12 protein-coding genes are annotated in these 17,778 nt (G+C 67.4%); 2 read left to right on the top strand and 10 right to left on the bottom strand.

Features of this window, described 5'->3' with window-relative positions:
• Window positions 1-95: 95 nt before the first annotated feature.
• From ACE3P6_RS14710 to xdhA, 10 genes are all read right to left on the bottom strand, one after another.
• A complete protein-coding gene (locus ACE3P6_RS14710; protein ID WP_374396389.1) occupies window positions 96-884 on the bottom strand; it encodes a GH25 family lysozyme in 789 nt (262 codons plus the stop codon).
• A 66-nt stretch (window positions 885-950) separates the two neighbouring features.
• Window positions 951-1,304 (bottom strand): carboxymuconolactone decarboxylase family protein, encoded by a 354-nt coding sequence (locus ACE3P6_RS14705; RefSeq protein ID WP_374396386.1) that lies wholly within the window; start codon window positions 1,302-1,304, stop codon window positions 951-953.
• A gap of 60 nt (window positions 1,305-1,364) precedes the next feature.
• Window positions 1,365-2,441, bottom strand: coding sequence for an NAD(P)/FAD-dependent oxidoreductase (locus tag ACE3P6_RS14700; RefSeq protein ID WP_374396383.1), 1,077 nt, complete (start codon window positions 2,439-2,441; stop codon window positions 1,365-1,367).
• Window positions 2,442-2,545: 104 nt separating this feature from the next.
• Window positions 2,546-3,631, bottom strand: coding sequence for a BMP family ABC transporter substrate-binding protein (locus ACE3P6_RS14695; RefSeq protein WP_374396380.1), 1,086 nt, complete (start codon window positions 3,629-3,631; stop codon window positions 2,546-2,548).
• 49 nt (window positions 3,632-3,680) lie between these two features.
• Complete coding sequence (locus ACE3P6_RS14690; protein WP_374396377.1) at window positions 3,681-4,613, bottom strand: ABC transporter permease; 933 nt, start codon at window positions 4,611-4,613, stop codon at window positions 3,681-3,683.
• A gap of 1 nt (window position 4,614) precedes the next feature.
• Window positions 4,615-5,694: an ABC transporter permease gene (locus ACE3P6_RS14685; RefSeq protein WP_374396374.1), complete on the bottom strand. Its 1,080-nt coding sequence runs from the start codon at window positions 5,692-5,694 to the stop codon at window positions 4,615-4,617.
• 215 nt (window positions 5,695-5,909) lie between these two features.
• Window positions 5,910-7,463 carry an ABC transporter ATP-binding protein gene (locus ACE3P6_RS14680; RefSeq protein ID WP_374396371.1) on the bottom strand — a complete coding sequence of 518 codons (1,554 nt, stop codon included), beginning with the start codon at window positions 7,461-7,463 and terminating at the stop codon, window positions 5,910-5,912.
• On the bottom strand, window positions 7,423-8,520 hold the full coding sequence (xdhC, locus tag ACE3P6_RS14675; RefSeq protein WP_374396368.1) for a xanthine dehydrogenase accessory protein XdhC: 1,098 nt from the start codon (window positions 8,518-8,520) through the stop codon (window positions 7,423-7,425). The genes ACE3P6_RS14680 and xdhC overlap by 41 nt, the downstream gene beginning before the upstream one ends.
• Complete coding sequence (gene xdhB, locus ACE3P6_RS14670; protein WP_374396366.1) at window positions 8,513-10,930, bottom strand: xanthine dehydrogenase molybdopterin binding subunit; 2,418 nt, start codon at window positions 10,928-10,930, stop codon at window positions 8,513-8,515. The genes xdhC and xdhB overlap by 8 nt, the downstream gene beginning before the upstream one ends.
• Window positions 10,927-12,300, bottom strand: coding sequence for a xanthine dehydrogenase small subunit (gene xdhA / locus ACE3P6_RS14665; RefSeq protein ID WP_374396364.1), 1,374 nt, complete (start codon window positions 12,298-12,300; stop codon window positions 10,927-10,929). Before xdhA ends, xdhB begins: the two co-directional genes overlap by 4 nt.
• 302 nt (window positions 12,301-12,602) lie before the next feature.
• Here xdhA and dnaE point away from each other — a divergent pair, with 302 nt between their 5' ends.
• Both dnaE and ACE3P6_RS14655 read left to right on the top strand, forming a co-directional pair.
• Complete coding sequence (gene dnaE, locus ACE3P6_RS14660; RefSeq protein WP_374396362.1) at window positions 12,603-16,205, top strand: DNA polymerase III subunit alpha; 3,603 nt, start codon at window positions 12,603-12,605, stop codon at window positions 16,203-16,205.
• Entirely contained in the window at window positions 16,205-17,734 is a 1,530-nt protein-coding gene (locus ACE3P6_RS14655; RefSeq protein WP_374396359.1) for a phospholipase D family protein, read from the top strand. Before dnaE ends, ACE3P6_RS14655 begins: the two co-directional genes overlap by 1 nt.
• The last annotated feature ends 44 nt before the right edge of the window (window positions 17,735-17,778 follow it).

The following is a 17,778-nucleotide window of genomic DNA, read 5'->3' as shown; positions in this document are numbered from 1 at the left end:
GGGCAAATGCTGGGTCCGGTTTGCGCTCATTTGGCGACAATCCGTGTCCATTTCCGCCACACAATTTAAGCGAGAATTAATCGAGATCTGGTCGCCTACATCTGGCGTGCGGCAAGCCATCCCGCCCAGGCCTGCTTCGACCCGGCGAAGACGTTGATATCCACCCGCCCCGCGATGCCCGGCACCAGCCCGGTCGAGGTATATTGCCAGAAACTCCAGGAATTCCCGTCATAGGCCCCGTGCGGATGGTCGGCGACCGAGCGTAGCCAGAACTCCACCCCCTGCAGCCGCCACAGCTCGGTGTCCTGGAAGAAATCGACCGTGGTATAGATCATCGGCCGCTGGCCATAGTGCCGCTCCAGGATGTCCAGGAAGATGCGCGCCTCTTCCCGGATCACCGCCCCGTCGCGGCGGATCGTGCAGGTCGGGCTGGTCGGCGTCCATTCCATGTCGAGGACCGGGGGCAGGGCGCCCGGCGTGCGCGGCACATGCTTGATGAACCAGCGCGCCTGCTCTGCCGCCGGGCGGCAGCGGTAGAAGAAATGATAGGCCCCGCGCATCACCCCGGCCCGGCCCGCGCCGCGCCAGTGGTCCTCGAACATCGGGTCCACCCGGTCGCCGCCCTCCGTCGCCTTGATGAAGGCGAAGTTCACCCCGTTGGCCCGGGCAGCGCTCCAGTCCACGCTGGTCTGGAACCGCGACAGGTCGATGCCATGCACCGGATAGCGGTCGGGCGACCGCCCCGGCCAGTCGGTCGGGTCGCTGTCGTCGAAGTTGCTGCTGATCACAGTGACTTCGCCGGAACCAACGGGCACGGCCTCGCGCTTCGCGCCGCCACAGGCGGACAGCACAAGCAGGGCAACAAGGGAAATCTGGCGCAACATGGGCCGATGCTGCCGCGCCCCGCGTTCCCTGTCACGCGGGATTTTCGACCCTCGGCGGAAACCCCGTCACGACGCCTTCGACGCCAGTTCGTCCCAGCAGGCCAGCGCGTGACCGGCATACATCAGGCCCGGCCCGCCGCCCATCTGGATCGCCATCGCCAGCACATCGCCCAGTTCCTCGCGGCTGGCCCCGGCCTTCATCAGCGCCTCGACGTGAAAGTTGATGCAGGGCTCGCAACGCAGGATCACGGACATGCCAAGCGCGACGAATTCCTTCTCCTTCACCCCCAGCGGGCCGTTTTCCTTGACCCCCTTCGACAGCGCGCCAAAGCCCTTCGCGGCCTCGGGCACCAGCGCGTTCAGGGCGCGCAACTCCTTGCGCATCGCGGAAATCTTGTCGGCATAGGGCGTCTCGGACATCAGGGCCTCCTTCGTTCCGCCCCCCATGCCACGGTCAGCCCCGGCTTGCGTTGACCTGCGTCAACCGAAGCGGGCAGGCGCCAGCTGCGCGACCAGTCCTGCGTCCAGTTCCGGCGCACGCCCCCCGATCAGGTCCGCCGCCAGCCGGCTCGCCGCCGCGCTGGTCTGGAACCCGTAGCCACCCTGTCCCGCCAGCCAGAAGAACGACGGCTCCCGCACATCCGGCCCGATCACCAGCACCCGATCGGGCGCAAAAGTCCGCAGCCCCGCCCAGTTCGAGATCAGCCGCGTCACCGGCTCCGTCACCATCTCCTCATACCGCGCCAGCCCCTCGGCCAGCACCATGTCGTCGGCCCAGGCGTCATGCGGCTCCATCAGGTCCTCCTCGGCCGGAGAGACGATCAGCGCCCCTGCGTCGGGCTTGGCATACCAGTCCTCGCCCGGCCCGAAGAGCATCGGCCACTTGCTCACGTCATGCCCACCCGGCGCCGGGATCCGCGCCATCGACCGCCGGTACGGCGTGAACCCCAGCGGCTTGACCCCTGCCATGACGGCCACCTGGTCCACCCAGGCCCCCGCCGCGTTCACCACCATCCGCGCGGTGAACGACCCCGCCGTGCTGTCGACGCGCCAGCCCGCGCCCTCCTTCGCCACCGCCGTCACCCGCGCCTTGGTCAGCACCTTCGCACCGCGCCCCCTGGCCTCGCGCGCGAAGCCCTGCACCAGCAGGTCGGTGTCCACATCCTCGGCATGGCCCGCATAGCCCGCCATCGCCACCGTCTCCGGATTCAGGATCGGCACGATCCCCCGCGCCTCCTCCACGCTGATCCGGTCGAAGGCCATGACCTCCAGGTCATGCTCGAAGGCCTCAACCCCATCCGCCTTGCCCACCAGCAGCAGGCCCCGCGGCGACAATACCCCCGGCACCGAGCGGAAATAGGCTTCCGAGGCCATCGACAGCCCCACCACCGCAGGCGCGCCATAGCGCGGCTCGAACAGTGCCGCCGACCGGCCCGAGGCATGGTGCGCCAGCGCCTCTTCCGCCTCCAGCACGATGACCTGTCCCAGCTCCGACATCCGCGCCGCCGCCGAGATCCCGGCAATCCCCCCGCCGATGATCAGAAAATCCGCGTCCATTTCCAGCCTCCCGCAACGGAAAGGGGCACGGGAAACCCCATGCCCCTTCCTCTTGGCTCAAATACTCAACTTCACCGGGGGCCGAAACCCCCAGTCCGTCAGGATCAGTGGGGAATGTCGCCCTTGATGCCTTCGACGAAGAAGTTCATCCCCAGAAGGTCGCCGTCCGGTGCCGTCGCACCCTCGGCCAGCCAGTCCGACCCGTCCTGCTTCTTCAGCGGCCCGGTGAACGGATGCACCGTGCCCGCCGCGATATCGTCGCGCAGCTTCTCGGCCTCGGCCTTGATCTCGGCAGGAACCGCATCGGTGATCTCGCCGATCATCACTTCGCCGCCCTTGATGCCCGCCCAGGTGTCAGCCTGCGCATAGGTCCCGTCCAACAGCGCCTGCACCCGCTCGATGTAGTAGGGGCCCCAGTTGTCGACGACCGAGCTGACGCGCGGGCTGGGCTTGTATTCCGCCATATCCGAGGCCTGGCCGAAGCCGATCACCTTGCCGCCAGTCTTCGCGGCCTCGGCCAGCACGGCGGTGGAATCGGTGTGCGAGGCGATCACGTCGACGCCCTGGTCGATCAGCGCCTTAGCGGCATCGGCTTCCTTCGCCGGGTCGAACCAGGTGAAGGCCCAGACGACCGAAAGCTCGACGTTCGGGTTCACCTTCTTGGCGGCAAGGTAGTAGCTGTTGATCCCCATGATCACCTCGGGGATCGGGAAGGACCCGATGTAGCCGATCTTGTTCGACTTGGTCATCCGGCCCGCGAGCAGCCCTTCCACCGCACGGCCTTCGTAGAAGCGCGCGTTGTAGGTCGACACGTTGGCGCTGTCGCGCTTGAAGCCGGTCGCATGTTCGAACTTCACGTCCGGGAACTTGGCCGCCACCGCGTTGGTCGCATCCATGTAGCCGAACGAGGTGGTGAAGATGATGTTGCAGCCGCCCAAAGCCATCTGGGTCAGCACCCGCTCGGCATCCGCGCCTTCCGGCACGCTTTCCTGATACTGGATCTCGACCTTGTCGCCGAACTTCTCCTGCACCGCCAGCGCACCCTGGTGGTGCTGGAAGGTCCAGCCGCCGTCGCCGATCGGGCCGACATAGACGAAGCAGGCCTTCACATGCTCCATCCCCTGCGCGAAGGCCCCCGAGGCCAGCATCAGCCCCATCGCCGCACTTGCCAGCAGATTTCTACGTTTCATATCGTTACTCCCGTTGGTGGCAAGGCTTGCTGCCCTGCGGTTATAAGCCTCAGCGCGAGGCGTGGAAATTCTGACCCAGCGCGGCCGGAGCCCCGCTGGCCTTGCCCTTGCGTCCCGCCGACATGATGACCAGCACAAGGATGGTTATCAGATAGGGAGCCATCGACAAGTACTCGACCGGAATGCCAGACCCCGCGACCTGCAGGTTCAGCTGCAACACGGTGATCCCGCCGAACAGGTAGGCCCCGATCAGCACACGCCAGGGCTTCCAGCTGGCGAAGACCACGATGGCCAGCGCGATCCACCCCGCGCCCGCGGTGATCCCGTCCACCCATTGCGGCACCCGTGCGAGCGACACATAGGCCCCGCCCATCCCCGCCATCGCCCCGCCGAAGGCGATGCACATCAGCCGGATGCGGTTGACCTTGTAGCCCAGCGCATGCGCCGCCTCGTGGCTTTCGCCCACCGCCCGGATGATCAGCCCGATCCGCGTGAATTTCAGCACCCACCACAGCACCGCCGTCATCGCGATGCTGAAATAGACCACCCAGTCATGCCCGAACAGGATCGGCCCCACCACCGGCAGGTCCGCCAGCGCATCCGGCAGCAGCTGCCCGGTATGCGGCGGCTTGATCCCGTTGTAGCCCTGCCCGCCAAGGCTGGAGACTCCCAGCCCGAACAGCGTCAGCGCCAGCCCCGTCGCCACCTGGTTCGCCAGGAACACCTGCGTCAGAAGCGCAAAGATCAGGCTCAGCACCGCCCCCGCAACCGCCCCGCCGATGAAGCCCAGCACCGGGCTTCCCGTCGCCACCGCCGTGACGAAACCGCCCAGCGCGCCGATGATCATCATCCCCTCGACGCCCAGGTTCAGGACGCCCGACCGCTCCACCACCGTCTCGCCCAAGGCGGCGAGCAGGATCGGCACCGCCGAGGCCATGAGCGTCGCGATCAGGATGACCGGATTGATACCGCCAAAGTCCATCTCAGTGCGCCCCCACCGCCAGCCGGAACCGATAGTTCGTCAACACATCCACCGCGAGGAGGAAGAACAGGAGCATCCCCTGGAACACCTGGATCGCCGCATCCGGCAGGCCAAGGTTGGTCGAGGCCATCTCGCCCCCCACATAGGTCAGCGCCATCAGGAACCCCGCAAGCACGATCCCCAGCGGATTGAGCCGCCCCAGGAAGGCCACGATGATCGCCGTGAACCCGTAGCCGGTATTGAAGTCGATGCTGATCTGCCCCGCCGGCCCCGTCACCTCGAACAGCCCCGCCAGCCCCGCCAGCGCGCCGGAGATGCCCATGCACATCACCACCAGCCGCGCCGGGTTGACCCCGTGGAACCGCGCCGCCCTTGGTGCCTGCCCCGCCAGCCGGATCTGGAACCCCGCCTGGTGCCGGGTCAGCAGGATATAGGCCAGCACCCCCGTCACCAGCGCCGCCACCCCGCCCCAGTGCAGGCCCGACCCGGCAATCAGCTCGGGGTTGGCCGCTGCGGGATAGGAGGAGAAGTTGCGGCTTCCGGGGAAACCCATCCCCTCAGGGTTCTTCAGGAACCCGGTCGAGGCCTTGGCCAGGATCGTCTCGGCCACATAGACCAGCATCAGGGACACAAGGATCTCATTGGTGTTGAACCGCGTCTTCAAAATCGCCGGGATCATCGCCCAGAGCCAGCCGCCGAAGGCCCCGGCGAGGATCATCAGCGGAAAGATCAGCCGGTTTTCCGTGGGGAACACCGCCAGCCCGACCGAGGCGCCGAAGATCGCGCCCATGATGTATTGCCCTTCCGCCCCGATGTTCCAGATCCCCGCCCGGAACCCCAGCGCAAGGCCGATGGCGATCAGGATCAAGGGCCCCGCCTTCACCAGCAACTGCCCGCGCAGGTAGAAGGCGAACTCGCCGAAAACCGGGTCCCAGAAAATCGTGCGGATCACCTCGAACGGGTTCTTGCCCATCGCCGCGAACAGGATGCCCCCCGTGACCATCGTCAGGATCACCGCGACCGGCGGCGTCGCATACAGCCAGAACCGGCTGGGCGTCGGGCGCTTCTCAAGCCTCAGCACGACAAGCCCCTTTCATACTGGTGCAAATATCCCGGGTAGGCCGGTGGTTTTGCCATTGGTTCGAGAAACCAACGGCCTGGGGGGCTGGCCCCCACTCCGACGGCGCCGCGCGCGCTCCGGCTCCGATCCATGACCCCAGGCCGCAACCCGCGCCTCCCCTCCCCCTCCGTGGGGAGGGGCCGGGGGAGGGGGGCACCCGGCTGGTCGTCCGCCAATCACTCCACATGATGCGCGACCTCCATGCCATGCGCCCCGCCCATCATCAGCCCGATCTCGTCCATCGTCAGGCCCTCGGTGGGCCGCGGCTTGGTCAGCCGCCCCTCGTTCAGCACGGCAAACGAATCCGACACCTCCAGCAACTCATCCAGGTCCTGGGAAATCACCACCACCGCCGCGCCTTCGCCCGCCCGGTCCAGGATCGACTGCCGGATCGAGGCCGCCGCCGCCGCATCCACCCCCCAGGTCGGCTGGTTGATCACGATCACGCTCGCCCCCTGCATCAGCTCGCGCCCCATCAGGAACTTCTGCAAATTCCCCCCCGACAGGGCCCGCGCCGCCACATCCGGCCCCGGCGTGCGCACGTCATAGGCCGCGATGATCTCTTCCGCGAAAGCCCGCGTCCCCGCCCAGTCGACGAACCCTTTCCGGGTCAGCCCCTTGCGGACTCCCGCCGTCAGAAACGCATTCTCCACCAGCGACATATCCGGCGCCGCCGCATGGCCATAGCGATCTTCCGGCGCCGCGACGAGGCCCGCCTTCCGCCGGTCCACCGGCCCGAGGTCGCCCACCGCATGCCCCGCCACCCGCACCTTGTCCGGGTCCGCCTTCAGCTCTCCCGACAATGCGAGCAAAAGCTCATCTTGCCCGTTCCCCGCCACCCCGGCGATCCCCAGAACCTCGCCTTTCGCGACGGTGAAGCCGATCCCCTTCAGCGAAGTCCCGAACGGTATGGGCGAGGGTGCCGACAGGTCGCTGACCCCCAGCGCCACCTCGCCCTTCTCCGCCACCCGCCGCTCTGGCGTCTTCAGGCTGGCGCCGACCATCAGCTCCGCCATCTCCCGCGCCGTCCGCTCGCGCGGGGTGCAGGTGGCCACCACCTTCCCCCGCCGCAGGATCGTCGCCTCGTCGCAGAGGCTCCTGATCTCCTCCAGCTTGTGGCTGATATACAGGATCGCCGTCCCCTCGGCCGACAGTTGCCGCAACGTCCTGAACAGGATCTCCACCTCCTGCGGCGTCAGCACGCTTGTCGGCTCGTCCATGATCAGAAGCTTCGGGTCCTGCAACAGACACCGGATGATCTCCACCCGCTGCCGCTCGCCCGCCGACAAATCCCCCACCATCCGCGACGGGTCCAAGGGCAGCCCGTATTCCTCCGACACGGCCCTGATCCGCGCGGCAAGCTCGCGCATCGGCGGCGGGTTCTCCATCCCCAGGGCCACGTTCTCCGCGACATTCAGCGCTTCGAACAGGCTGAAATGCTGGAACACCATCGCCACGCCCAGCCGCCGCGCCTCTGCGGGTTTCGACGGCGCATAACCCGCCCCCCGCAGCGTCATCTGGCCAGAGTCAGGCCGGATCAGGCCATAGATCATCTTGACGAGCGTCGACTTGCCCGCCCCGTTCTCGCCCAAGAGCGCATGAATCTCCCCCTCGCCGATGGCAAAGGAGACATCGCTGTTCGCGATCACTCCCGGATAGGCCTTGGTGATGCCGCTTACCGTCAGCAGGTCAGGCCGTTTGCCCTCGCCGCTTGTTTCCGTCCCTGTCATCCGCGATCTCCGTCTCGGATTTGTGTTTGTTCTTCAGCAGTTGCAATCCCACACCTATGGCGATGGCCTGCGGATGCTTGCCCAGGCTCACGTCCCCGATGGGGCAGGTAATGCGATCAATCTCCGCGCCGGAATGGCCCAGAGCCCTAAGACGCGACCGGAACCGCGCCCATTTCGTCGCCGAGCCGATCAGCCCCAGCCAGCCGAACCCCCGGCCCAGCAGCCGGTGGCACAGTTCCAGGTCCAGCGCATGGGAATAGGTGACGATCAGATGCTCCGCCCCCACCGGCACATGGCCCACCAGCGCCTCGGGCCGCTCCGCCCAGACCGGCGTGACCCCCTCCGGGATCACCTCGGGAAACCGCTCCGGCCCGGTATCGACCCAGGTCAGCGCAATCCCCGGCAAGGGCGCCAGCACCCCGACCAGAGCCCGCCCCACATGCCCCGCGCCCCAGATCCAGACCTGCCGTTCGGCTTCCGCCACCGGCTCGACCAGCCAGCCCGCCACCAGCCCCGGCGCAGGCCGCACCCCTTGCCCCCGTGCCGCCACCAGCACCCGCTTCACCGCCAAGGGCATCGTGCCCGGACCCCGCGCCACCACGCCAGCGACCGCTTCCGGCGGGGCATCGAAGACTTCGGTCCACAGCGTCACCGCCCCGCCGCAGCACTGACCGAGGCTGGGTCCAAGCGCCACGCGATCAACCCGCGCAGCCCCCCCACCCCATCCCTCCCCCCCGGTGGGGGGAGGGGGCCTGTTGCGCCCGTCATCTTCCGTCACGCTTCCCGCAAAGCGCCTCCCTCCCCCCGCGTGGGGGAGGGATGGGGTGGGGGGGCTCGCCGCCAAGATAGGGGCCCACGCCGCCAGCCAATCGCGCGCCTTCCCGACCGCCTCATACTCCAGCGCCCCGCCGCCAATCGTCCCCGACTGACCCCGATCCCAGACCAGCATCGCCGCGCCCACTTCACGCGGGCTTGACCCGTCATGCGCGGCGATCACCACGCGGGCCACCCGGCCATGCACAGCCAAAGCCGAGGACAGGGCGGAAAGATCAAACACCCTCGACCCTCCGCACAGCCATCAGCACCCGCTCCGCTGTCGCCGGCGCATCCAGCGCGGGATAGACCGAGCCATCCCCGCAAGCCGCCACCGCATCCGACAGCGCATACAAAGCCGAGATTCCCAGCATGAACGGCGGCTCTCCCACCGCCTTCGACTTGCCGACCGACTCCTCCGGGTTCGGCTTGCCCCACAAGGCCACGCGGAAATCCCGCGGCCGGTCCGAACAGGCCGGGATCTTGTAGGTCGACGGCGCATGGGTCGAAAGCCGCCCCTTCCCGTCCCAGACCAGCTCCTCGGTCGTCAGCCACCCGGCGCCCTGCACATAGGCCCCTTCCACCTGGCCGATGTCCAAAGCCGGGTTCAGCGAGGTCCCCGTGTCATGCAGCAAATCCGCCCGCAGGATGCGGTTCTCCCCGGTCAGCCGGTCGATCACCACTTCGGTCACCGCCGCGCCATAAGCGAAATAGAAGAACGGCCGCCCGGTGCCCTTCACCCGGTCCCAGACGATCTTCGGCGTCGCGTAATACCCCGTCGAGGACAGCGAGACCCGCGCCTGATAGGCCCAGGCCACCACCTTCTCCCACTCGTAGATCTCGCCCGCGACCTTCACCGTCCCGTCGACGAACCTCACCGCCTCAGGCTTCACCTGATGCTTCTCGGCCAGGAACTCCGCCAGCCGCCCGCGGATGGTCTCCGCCGCCGCCTTCGCCGCCATCCCGTTCAGGTCCGACCCCGAGGATGCCGCGGTGGCACTGGTGTTCGGCACCTTCCCGGTATCCGTCGCGGTGATCTTCACCATCCCTACGTCCAGCCCGAAGACATGCGCCGTCACCTGCGCGACCTTCTGGAACAGCCCCTGTCCCATCTCGGTCCCGCCGTGGTTCAGCGCGATGGAGCCGTCCTGGTAGACATGCACCAGCGCCCCCGCCTGGTTCAGCCATGTCAGCGTGAAGCTGATCCCGAACTTCACCGGCGTCAGCGCGATCCCCCGCTTCAGCACTGGCGATCCCGCGTTCCAGCGGGCAATCTCCGCCTTCCGCGCCCGGTAGTCTGAGGTCCGCTCCAGCTCCGCCACCATCTCATGCCCAATGAAATCCTCCACCGGCATATGGTAAGGCGTCGTCTGCACCGCCCCGTCCGCAGGCAGCTCGTGCGACCCCACCGGCGCCGCCGCGCCCCGCGAGGTCAGGTCGATCTCGTCGCCCCCGGAACCGCCTTTCGCTTTCATACTGGCCGAAATATCCCCGCCGGAGGCATCCGCACTCACCATCCCGCGATAGAAGTTGGCCTTGCGCACCTCCACCGGCTCGCGCCCCACGGCGAAGGCCACATGATCGAGAACCCGCTCGATCCCGACCATCCCCTGCGGCCCGCCGAAGCCGCGATAGGCCGTGGCGCTGCAGGTGTTGGTCTTCAGCCGGTGCGATTCAATCCGCACATGCGGCAGGTAATAGCAGTTGTCCGCATGCAGCATCGCCCGGTCCGCCACCGGCAGGCTCAAATCCTGAGACCAGCCGCAACGGAACAGGTGGGTGAACTCCAGCCCCAGAATCCGCCCCTGATCATCCACCCCCGCGCGATAGACGATCTGCAGGTCATGCCGCTTCCCCGTGATGACCATGTCGTCATCCCGGTCATAGCGCATCCGGGCTGGCCGCCCGGTCAGCCGCGCCGCCACCGCACAGGCAATCGCCAGTGCGTTGCCCTGCGATTCCTTGCCGCCGAACCCGCCGCCCATCCGGCGCACCTCCACCCGGACCGAGGACATCGGCAGGTGCAACGCATGTGCCACCTTGTGCTGCACTTCCGTCGGGTGCTGGGTCGAGGAATGGACGACCATGTCGCCCCCCTCCTGCGGCACCGCCGCCGCAACCTGGCCTTCCAGGTAGAAATGCTCCTGCCCGCCGACCTCGAACGACCCCTCCACCAGCCGGGGCGCCCCGGCAATCGCCGCGCTTGCATCGCCCTTGGCCCAGATCACCGGCCCGCCCTCGAACCGGCTGTCCGCCGCCAAGGCCGCATCCACCGTCAGCAGCGCCGGAAGCTCCCGGTAGCTGATCTTCCCCAACCGCGCCGCCTTCCTTGCGGCCAGATGGCTCTCGGCAATCACCAGAAACACCGGCTGCCCGACGTAGTGCACCGTGCCCACCGCCAGCAAAGGCTCGTCATGCATCGAAGGCGAGCAGTCCGGCATGTCCGGCAGATCCTCCGCCGACAGCACCGCCACCACGCCGGGAGCCGCCCGCACCGCCGACAGGTCGATCCCGATGATCTCGCCATGCGCCACGGTCGACAGCCCGAAGGCCAGATGCAGCGCATTCGCCATCGAAAGATCGTCGATATACCGCGCCTGCCCGGTCACATGCAGCGGCGCCGCGTCATGCGGCAGGGCTTTGCCCATGCTCATGCCGACACCTCCAGCACCGAGACGCCCACCCCGTTCAGGTCATGGAAATACCGACGCAGCAGGTTCTGCGCCGTCAGCATCCGATACCCGGCACTCGCCCGCATATCCGTCATCGGCGCGAAATCCCCCGCCATCGCCTCCGCCGCCGCCTCCACCACCGCCCCGGTCCACTCGCGCCCCACCAGCGCCGCCTCCGCCAAGGACGCCCGCTTCGGCACCCCCGCCATCCCCCCGAATGCGATCCGGGCCTCAGTCACTACGCCAGCGTCAACCGTCACATTGAAACACCCGCAGACCGCCGAGATATCCTGGTCGAACCGCTTGGAAATCTTGTAGCACCGCAGCGCCTCCGCCCGCTCCGGGAACGAAACCCCCGCCACGAACTCGCCCGGCCTCCGGTCCTGCTTGCGATATTCCAGGAAAAACTCCTCCAGCGGCAGCGACCGCATCTCATCCCCCCGCCGCAGGTGCAACACCGCCCCCAAGGCGATCAGCGCCGGCGGCCCGTCGCCGATCGGCGAGCCATTGGCGATGTTCCCCCCGATCGTCGCCGCATTCCGCACCTGCGTCGACGCATAGCGCCGCAACATTTCGCCGAACGACGGCAACCGCTCCACCACCGCCTCGCGCAAAGCCGAGATCGTCACGCAGGCCCCGACATGCAACTGCCCGCCCTGCACCTCGATCCCCTTCAGGTCCTCGACACCCCCCAGGAACGCCACCGGAGACAACTCCCGCAGCTGCTTCGTCACCCAAAGCCCCACATCCGTCGCCCCGGCCACCAGCACCGCCTCGGGATGCGCCAGATACCACTCCGCCAAGGCATCGGAATCCGCCGGACGGAACACATCCGCCTCGCCCGCAGCGAACCCGGCCAAAGCCGCCCGATCCGCCTGCATCCACTCCGGCACCGCCTCGCCCGCAGCCGCCTCCGCAGCCCGGACAATCGGCGCATAGCCCGTGCAGCGGCACAGGTTCCCCGCCAGCGCATCGTCATGCGCGCGGTCGCCGTTCAGATGCGCCACCGCCATGCTGACGACAAACCCCGGCGTGCAGAACCCGCATTGCGACCCGTGATGCGACACCATCGCCGCCTGCACCGGATGCATCTCGCCCTTCGGCCCGGAAATCCCCTCGACCGTCCTGACCGCCTTGCCGTGCAACTGCGGCAGGAACAGGATGCAGGCGTTCAGCGCCTTCGACCCGGACCTGTCCGTCACCATCACGGTGCAGGCCCCGCAGTCACCCTCGTTGCAACCCTCTTTCGTGCCCACAAGGCCGCGCCCGCGCAGCCAATCCAGCAGGGTCCGCGTCGGGGCTTCCCCCTCGATGCGAACCGGCGTTCCGTTCAACAGAAACGCTATGCTCATCCGTCTGTCCGCCGCGGTCTCCCCATTCGAGGCATTCTGCGTGGTCGCCCGATGCGGCGTAAAGCGACCCACGCGCCCCTTCTTCTGGTTCTCACTCCATCAAGAAGGCCGAACCGATTCAAGGCAAGAACAAACTCTTCCGGAAAAGGCGAAGCTCTTTGCAGGATTTTCCGAAATTTCCCGCCAAACACATCGCCCTTCCCCCACAGGAAGATAGCGGCCTTCATCAGTTTGTCCAACCGGAGCGCCGCCCGGCGCCCGCGCCCCTTCACAGCACGCGCCGGGCCGGATAACCCTTGTCCATGCCCGGCGCGTCTCCCCGATTCATCCACCTCCGCACCCATACCGAACATTCGCTCCTCGAAGGCGCGGTGCCGGTGAAGAAGCTGGTTCACCACGCTGTCGACAAAAAGGGGAACGTGACGCTTGGCCTTGTCAACGCGATGCGGATGCCCGCCGTTGCCGTGACCGACACCAACAACATGTTCGCCGCGCTGGAATTCTCCGTTGCTGCGATGGCGACCGGCGTCCAGCCCATCCTCGGCTGCCAGATCAGCGTCGCCCACGATCCCGCCCAGCCGGGCGAACGCCCCCGCCTTCCCGCGCCCATCGTCCTGCTCGCGCAAGATGAGCAGGGCTACATGAACCTGATGCGGCTCAACACGCGGCTCTACATCGACGGGGCGATGACCGGGGCCGCGAACCTGCCGCAGGTCACCCTCGACGAATTGGCCCAGAACGCCGAGGGCCTGATCTGCCTGACCGGCGGCCCCGAAGGCCCGCTTGGTCGCTTCCACGCCACCGGCCAGCAGGCCAAGGCCCGCGCAATCCTGGAGCGTCTGGCAACCATCTACCCGAACCGCCTCTACGTCGAACTCCAGCGCCACCCCGGCCCCGGCGGTGCGCTTCCCGAACACGAGGCGCTGGCCGAACGCGGCGCCATCGACCTCGCCTATGAACTGAACCTGCCCATCGTCGCCACCAACGACGTCTACTTCCCCAAGGCCGAGATGTACGAGGCGCACGACGCCCTGATCTGCATCGCCGAGGGCGCCTATGTCGACCAGCAGCAGCCCCGCCGCCGCCTGACCCCGCAGCACTATTTCAAGTCCGAGGCGGAGATGGTCGCCCTCTTCGCCGACCTCCCCGAAGCCCTGGAGAACACCGTCGAGATCGCCAAACGCTGCGCCTATGCGGCGTCGAAGCGCAAGCCGATCCTGCCGAAATTCGCCGATGACGAGGTTCAGGAACTCCGCCGTCAGGCCAACGAAGGCCTGCAGGCCCGGCTCAAGGTCATCCCCCATTCCGCCACGCCGCAGGAATACCAGGAACGCCTCGATTTCGAACTCGGCATCATCGAGAAGATGGGCTTCCCCGGCTATTTCCTGATCGTGGCCGATTTCATCAAATGGGCCAAGGACCACCACATTCCCGTCGGCCCGGGCCGGGGCTCGGGGGCGGGCAGCCTCGTCGCCTATGCCCTGACGATCACCGACCTTGATCCCCTGCGCTATGCCCTTCTCTTCGAACGCTTCCTGAACCCCGAGCGGGTCTCGATGCCCGACTTCGACATCGACTTCTGCATGGACCGCCGGGAAGAGGTCATCACCTACGTCCAGGGTAAATACGGCGCCGACAAGGTCGCCCAGATCATCACCTTCGGTGCTTTGCTGTCCAAGGCCGCCGTCCGCGACGTGGGCCGGGTGCTGCAACTGTCGTACAACCACGTCGACAAGCTGTCGAAGATGATCCCGGTCGAGGGCGTCAAGCCCGTCAGCATCACCAAGGCGCTGGCCGACGAACCCCGCCTGCGCGAGGCCGCGAAGGAGGAAGTCGTCGGTCGCCTCCTCGACTATGCCGCCCAGATCGAGGGCCTTTACCGCAACGCCTCCACCCATGCCGCAGGCGTCGTGATCGGCGACCGCCCGCTCGACCAGCTGGTCCCGCTTTACCGCGATCCCCGCTCCACCATGCCCGCGACCCAGTTCAACATGAAATGGGTCGAGGCCGCCGGTCTGGTGAAGTTCGACTTCCTCGGGTTGAAAACCCTGACCGTGATCCAGAATGCGATGGACCTCCTCGCCCTGCGCGGGATCAGCTTCGACATCAACCTGATCCCCCTGGACGACAAGCCCAGCTACGACCTGTACGCCTCCGCCAAGACCGTCGCCGTCTTCCAGGTGGAAAGCTCCGGCATGATGGACGCGCTGCGGCGGATGAAGCCCACCTGCATCGAGGACATCGTCGCCCTCGTGGCCCTGTATCGCCCCGGCCCGATGGAAAACATCCCGACCTATTGCGAGGTGAAGAACGGCCAGCGCGACCTGGAATCCATCCACCCCACCATCGACCACATCCTGAAAGAGACGCAGGGCATCATCGTCTATCAGGAACAGGTGATGCAGATCGCACAGGTGATGGGCGGGTACAGCTTGGGCGGCGCCGACCTCCTCCGCCGCGCGATGGGCAAGAAGATCGCCGAGGAAATGGCCAAGGAACGCCCGAAATTCATCGAGGGCTGCAAGGTCACCCACAACATCGACGCCAAGAAAGCCGGTGAGGTCTTCGACCTGCTGGAGAAATTCGCCAACTACGGCTTCAACAAATCCCACGCCGCCGCCTATGCCGTGGTCAGCTACCAGACCGCCTATCTGAAAGCGAACTACCCCGCCGAATTCATGGCGGCGGTGATGAACTGCGACATTCATCTCACCGACAAGCTGGCCGTCTACAAGCGCGAGGTCGACAAGCTGGGCCTTGTCACCATCCCGCCTTCCGTCAACGACTCGCTCGCCACCTTCACCGTCCGCGACGGCGCTATCGTCTACGGCCTTGGCGCGCTGAAGAATGTCGGCGTCGAGGCGATGAACTTGATCGTCCAGGCAAGAACCACGCCCGGAACGCCCCAGGCCCAAGGGTCGAACACCCCGCGCCTCCCCTCCCCCTCGTGGGGAGGGGATGGGGGAGGGGGGCACCCCGCCAGCCACGGCCAGACCGCCGGCTCGACCCAGGACCGCCCCTTCGCCACCCTCTTCGACTTCGCCCGCCGGGTGGACCTGAAACGCATCGGCAAGCGCCCGCTGGAAATGCTCGCCCGTGCAGGCTGCTTCGACCAGCTCGACCCCAACCGCGCCCGGGTGTTCGAGGCGCTGGATGCGCTCGGTGCCTATTCCGCCGCGATCCATGAGGCCGCGGCTTCCGCCCAGAACTCGCTCTTCGGCAGTGCCGGGGCTGACATCCCCGAACCCCGCCTGCCATTCCGCGACGACTGGCTTCCCGTCGAACGCCTCGCGCAAGAGCATCAGGCCATCGGCTTCTATCTCTCCGGTCACCCGCTGGATGACTACATGTCCGCCCTGCGCAAGAAGGGGGTCGAAACCCTCGCGCAAGTCACCGCGAAAGCCGCAAACGGCCCTTGCATCGCCAAGCTGGCGGGCAGTGTGTCCTCAAGACAGGAACGCAAATCCGCCCGCGGCAACCGCTTCGCCTTCGTGCAGCTCTCCGATCCGACCGGGCTTTACGAAGTCACCTGCTTCTCCGAGGTGCTGGAAGCCTCCCGCGATTTCCTCGACGCCGGGTCGAACGTCGTCCTCACGGTGAAAGCCGAACTCGAAGGTGACACCCTGAAGCTCCTCGCTCAAGCCATCACCCCCATCGACGCCGCCACCGCCACCGCCGGGGCGCAGGACCTCCGCATCCATCTGGTGAAGCCCGAGGCGGCAACCTCGCTCGCCGCGCTTCTGGGACGCGTCGAAGGCCGCACCCGCGCCGCCATCACCCTTTGCGTCACTGACCCGCAAGGTCGCGAGATCGACATCGACCTCCCCGGCCAATACCCCGTCACTCCGCAGATCAAGGGCGCGATCAAGGCGATGCAGGGCGTCCTCGCAGTGGAGGAAATCTGATGCGCCGCATTTTCCTTGTGCTCCTCGTCGTCGTCGTCGCCATCGCGCTGGCCCGGTTCTTCTTCCGCCTGCCTTCCCTCGAAGGGCGCTCCGAAACCCTCGCCCTCGCGCCCGACCCGGAAACCCCTCTCGGCAAGGCGCTCCTGCCGCTCGATGCCGCGCATCCCGGCCTGACCGGCATCCGCCCGCTCTGGCCCGGGATCGAGGCCTATGCCGCCCGCATGGTGCTGGCCCGCGCCGCCCAGCAGTCGATCGACGCGCGCTACTACATCTGGCAGCGCGACGGCACTGGCCTGCCCCTCCTGCAAGAGATGCGGGCCGCCGCCGAACGCGGCGTGCGCGTCCGCCTCCTCGTCGACGACAACGGCACCCCCGGCCTCGACGCCGAGCTTGCCGCGCTGAACACCCTGCCCGGTTTCGAGGTCCGGGTCTTCAACCCCTTCACCCTGCGCAAGCCCCGTGCCCTCTCCTACGCGCTGGATTTCCCCCGGATCAACCGGCGCATGCACAACAAGTCCTTCACCGTCGACGGCGTCGCCACCATCGTCGGCGGCCGCAACATCGGCGACATCTACTTCGCCCGCGATGCCGAGGTGCAGTATTCCGACTTCGACGTCCTCGCCACCGGCGCCGTCGTCCCCCAGGTCGCCGAGGATTTCGACGCCTACTGGAACAGCGCCAGTGCCTATCCGCAGGACCTCCTCGTCACCGCCCCCGCCGACCTGTCCGCCTTCGACACCGCCCTCGCCGAAACCCGGGCCCGTCCCGGTGCCGAGGCCTATGCCCGCGCGGTCAGCGACAGCTCCCTCGTGCAGTCGCTCCTCGCCAACACGCTCGCGCTGGAATGGGTGCCCGTCACACTGCTCTCCGACGACCCGCGCAAGGCGCTCGGCGAGGCCCCCGCCGGCTCTCTCGTCGCCACCGCGCTTGCCCCCCTCGTCGGCCGGGCCCGGCAGTCCATCGACGTGATCTCGGCCTATTTCGTCCCCGGCCTCCAGGGCACCGAACGCCTCGCCTACGCCGCCCGCCAGGGCCTCCGCGTCCGCGTGCTGACCAACAGCCTCGAAGCCACCGACGTCCTCCCCGTCCACGCCGCCTACGGCAAGTACCGCGCGCCCCTCCTCGCCTCCGGCGTCGAGATCCACGAACTGCGCCGCAACCCCGGCACCGAGGCCGAACGCAAGGCGCTGGGCCTCATCGGCAGCTCCGGCGCCAGCCTGCATGCCAAGGTCTTCGCCATCGACCGCACCGCCGTCTTCGTCGGCTCCTTCAACTTCGACCCCCGCTCGGTCTGGCTGAACTGCGAGATGGGTTTCTGGATCGAAAGCCCCAGTCTCGCCGCCGCCATCTCCGACGCGCTCGACCGCGGCGCCGCCAGCACCGCCTGGCAGGTCGGCCTCGCCCCCGACGGCACCCTCACCTGGACCGGCCAGGACGGCACCCCCACCGGCGAAGAGCCCGGCACCGGCGCCATCAAGCGCGCCATGCTCGCGCTCCTCGCCTGGCTGCCGGTCGAGTGGATGATGTAGCCGCCCCTCCGCCCGCCCCGTTCACCCGTCCTTGACCCTTTCCC

The organism is Tabrizicola sp. (assembly GCF_041911175.1).
In the GTDB taxonomy this organism is placed as follows: domain Bacteria; phylum Pseudomonadota; class Alphaproteobacteria; order Rhodobacterales; family Rhodobacteraceae; genus Tabrizicola.
The sequence above is the reverse complement of the archived record's forward strand: the minus strand, read 5'-3'. Positions and strand labels throughout refer to the sequence as shown.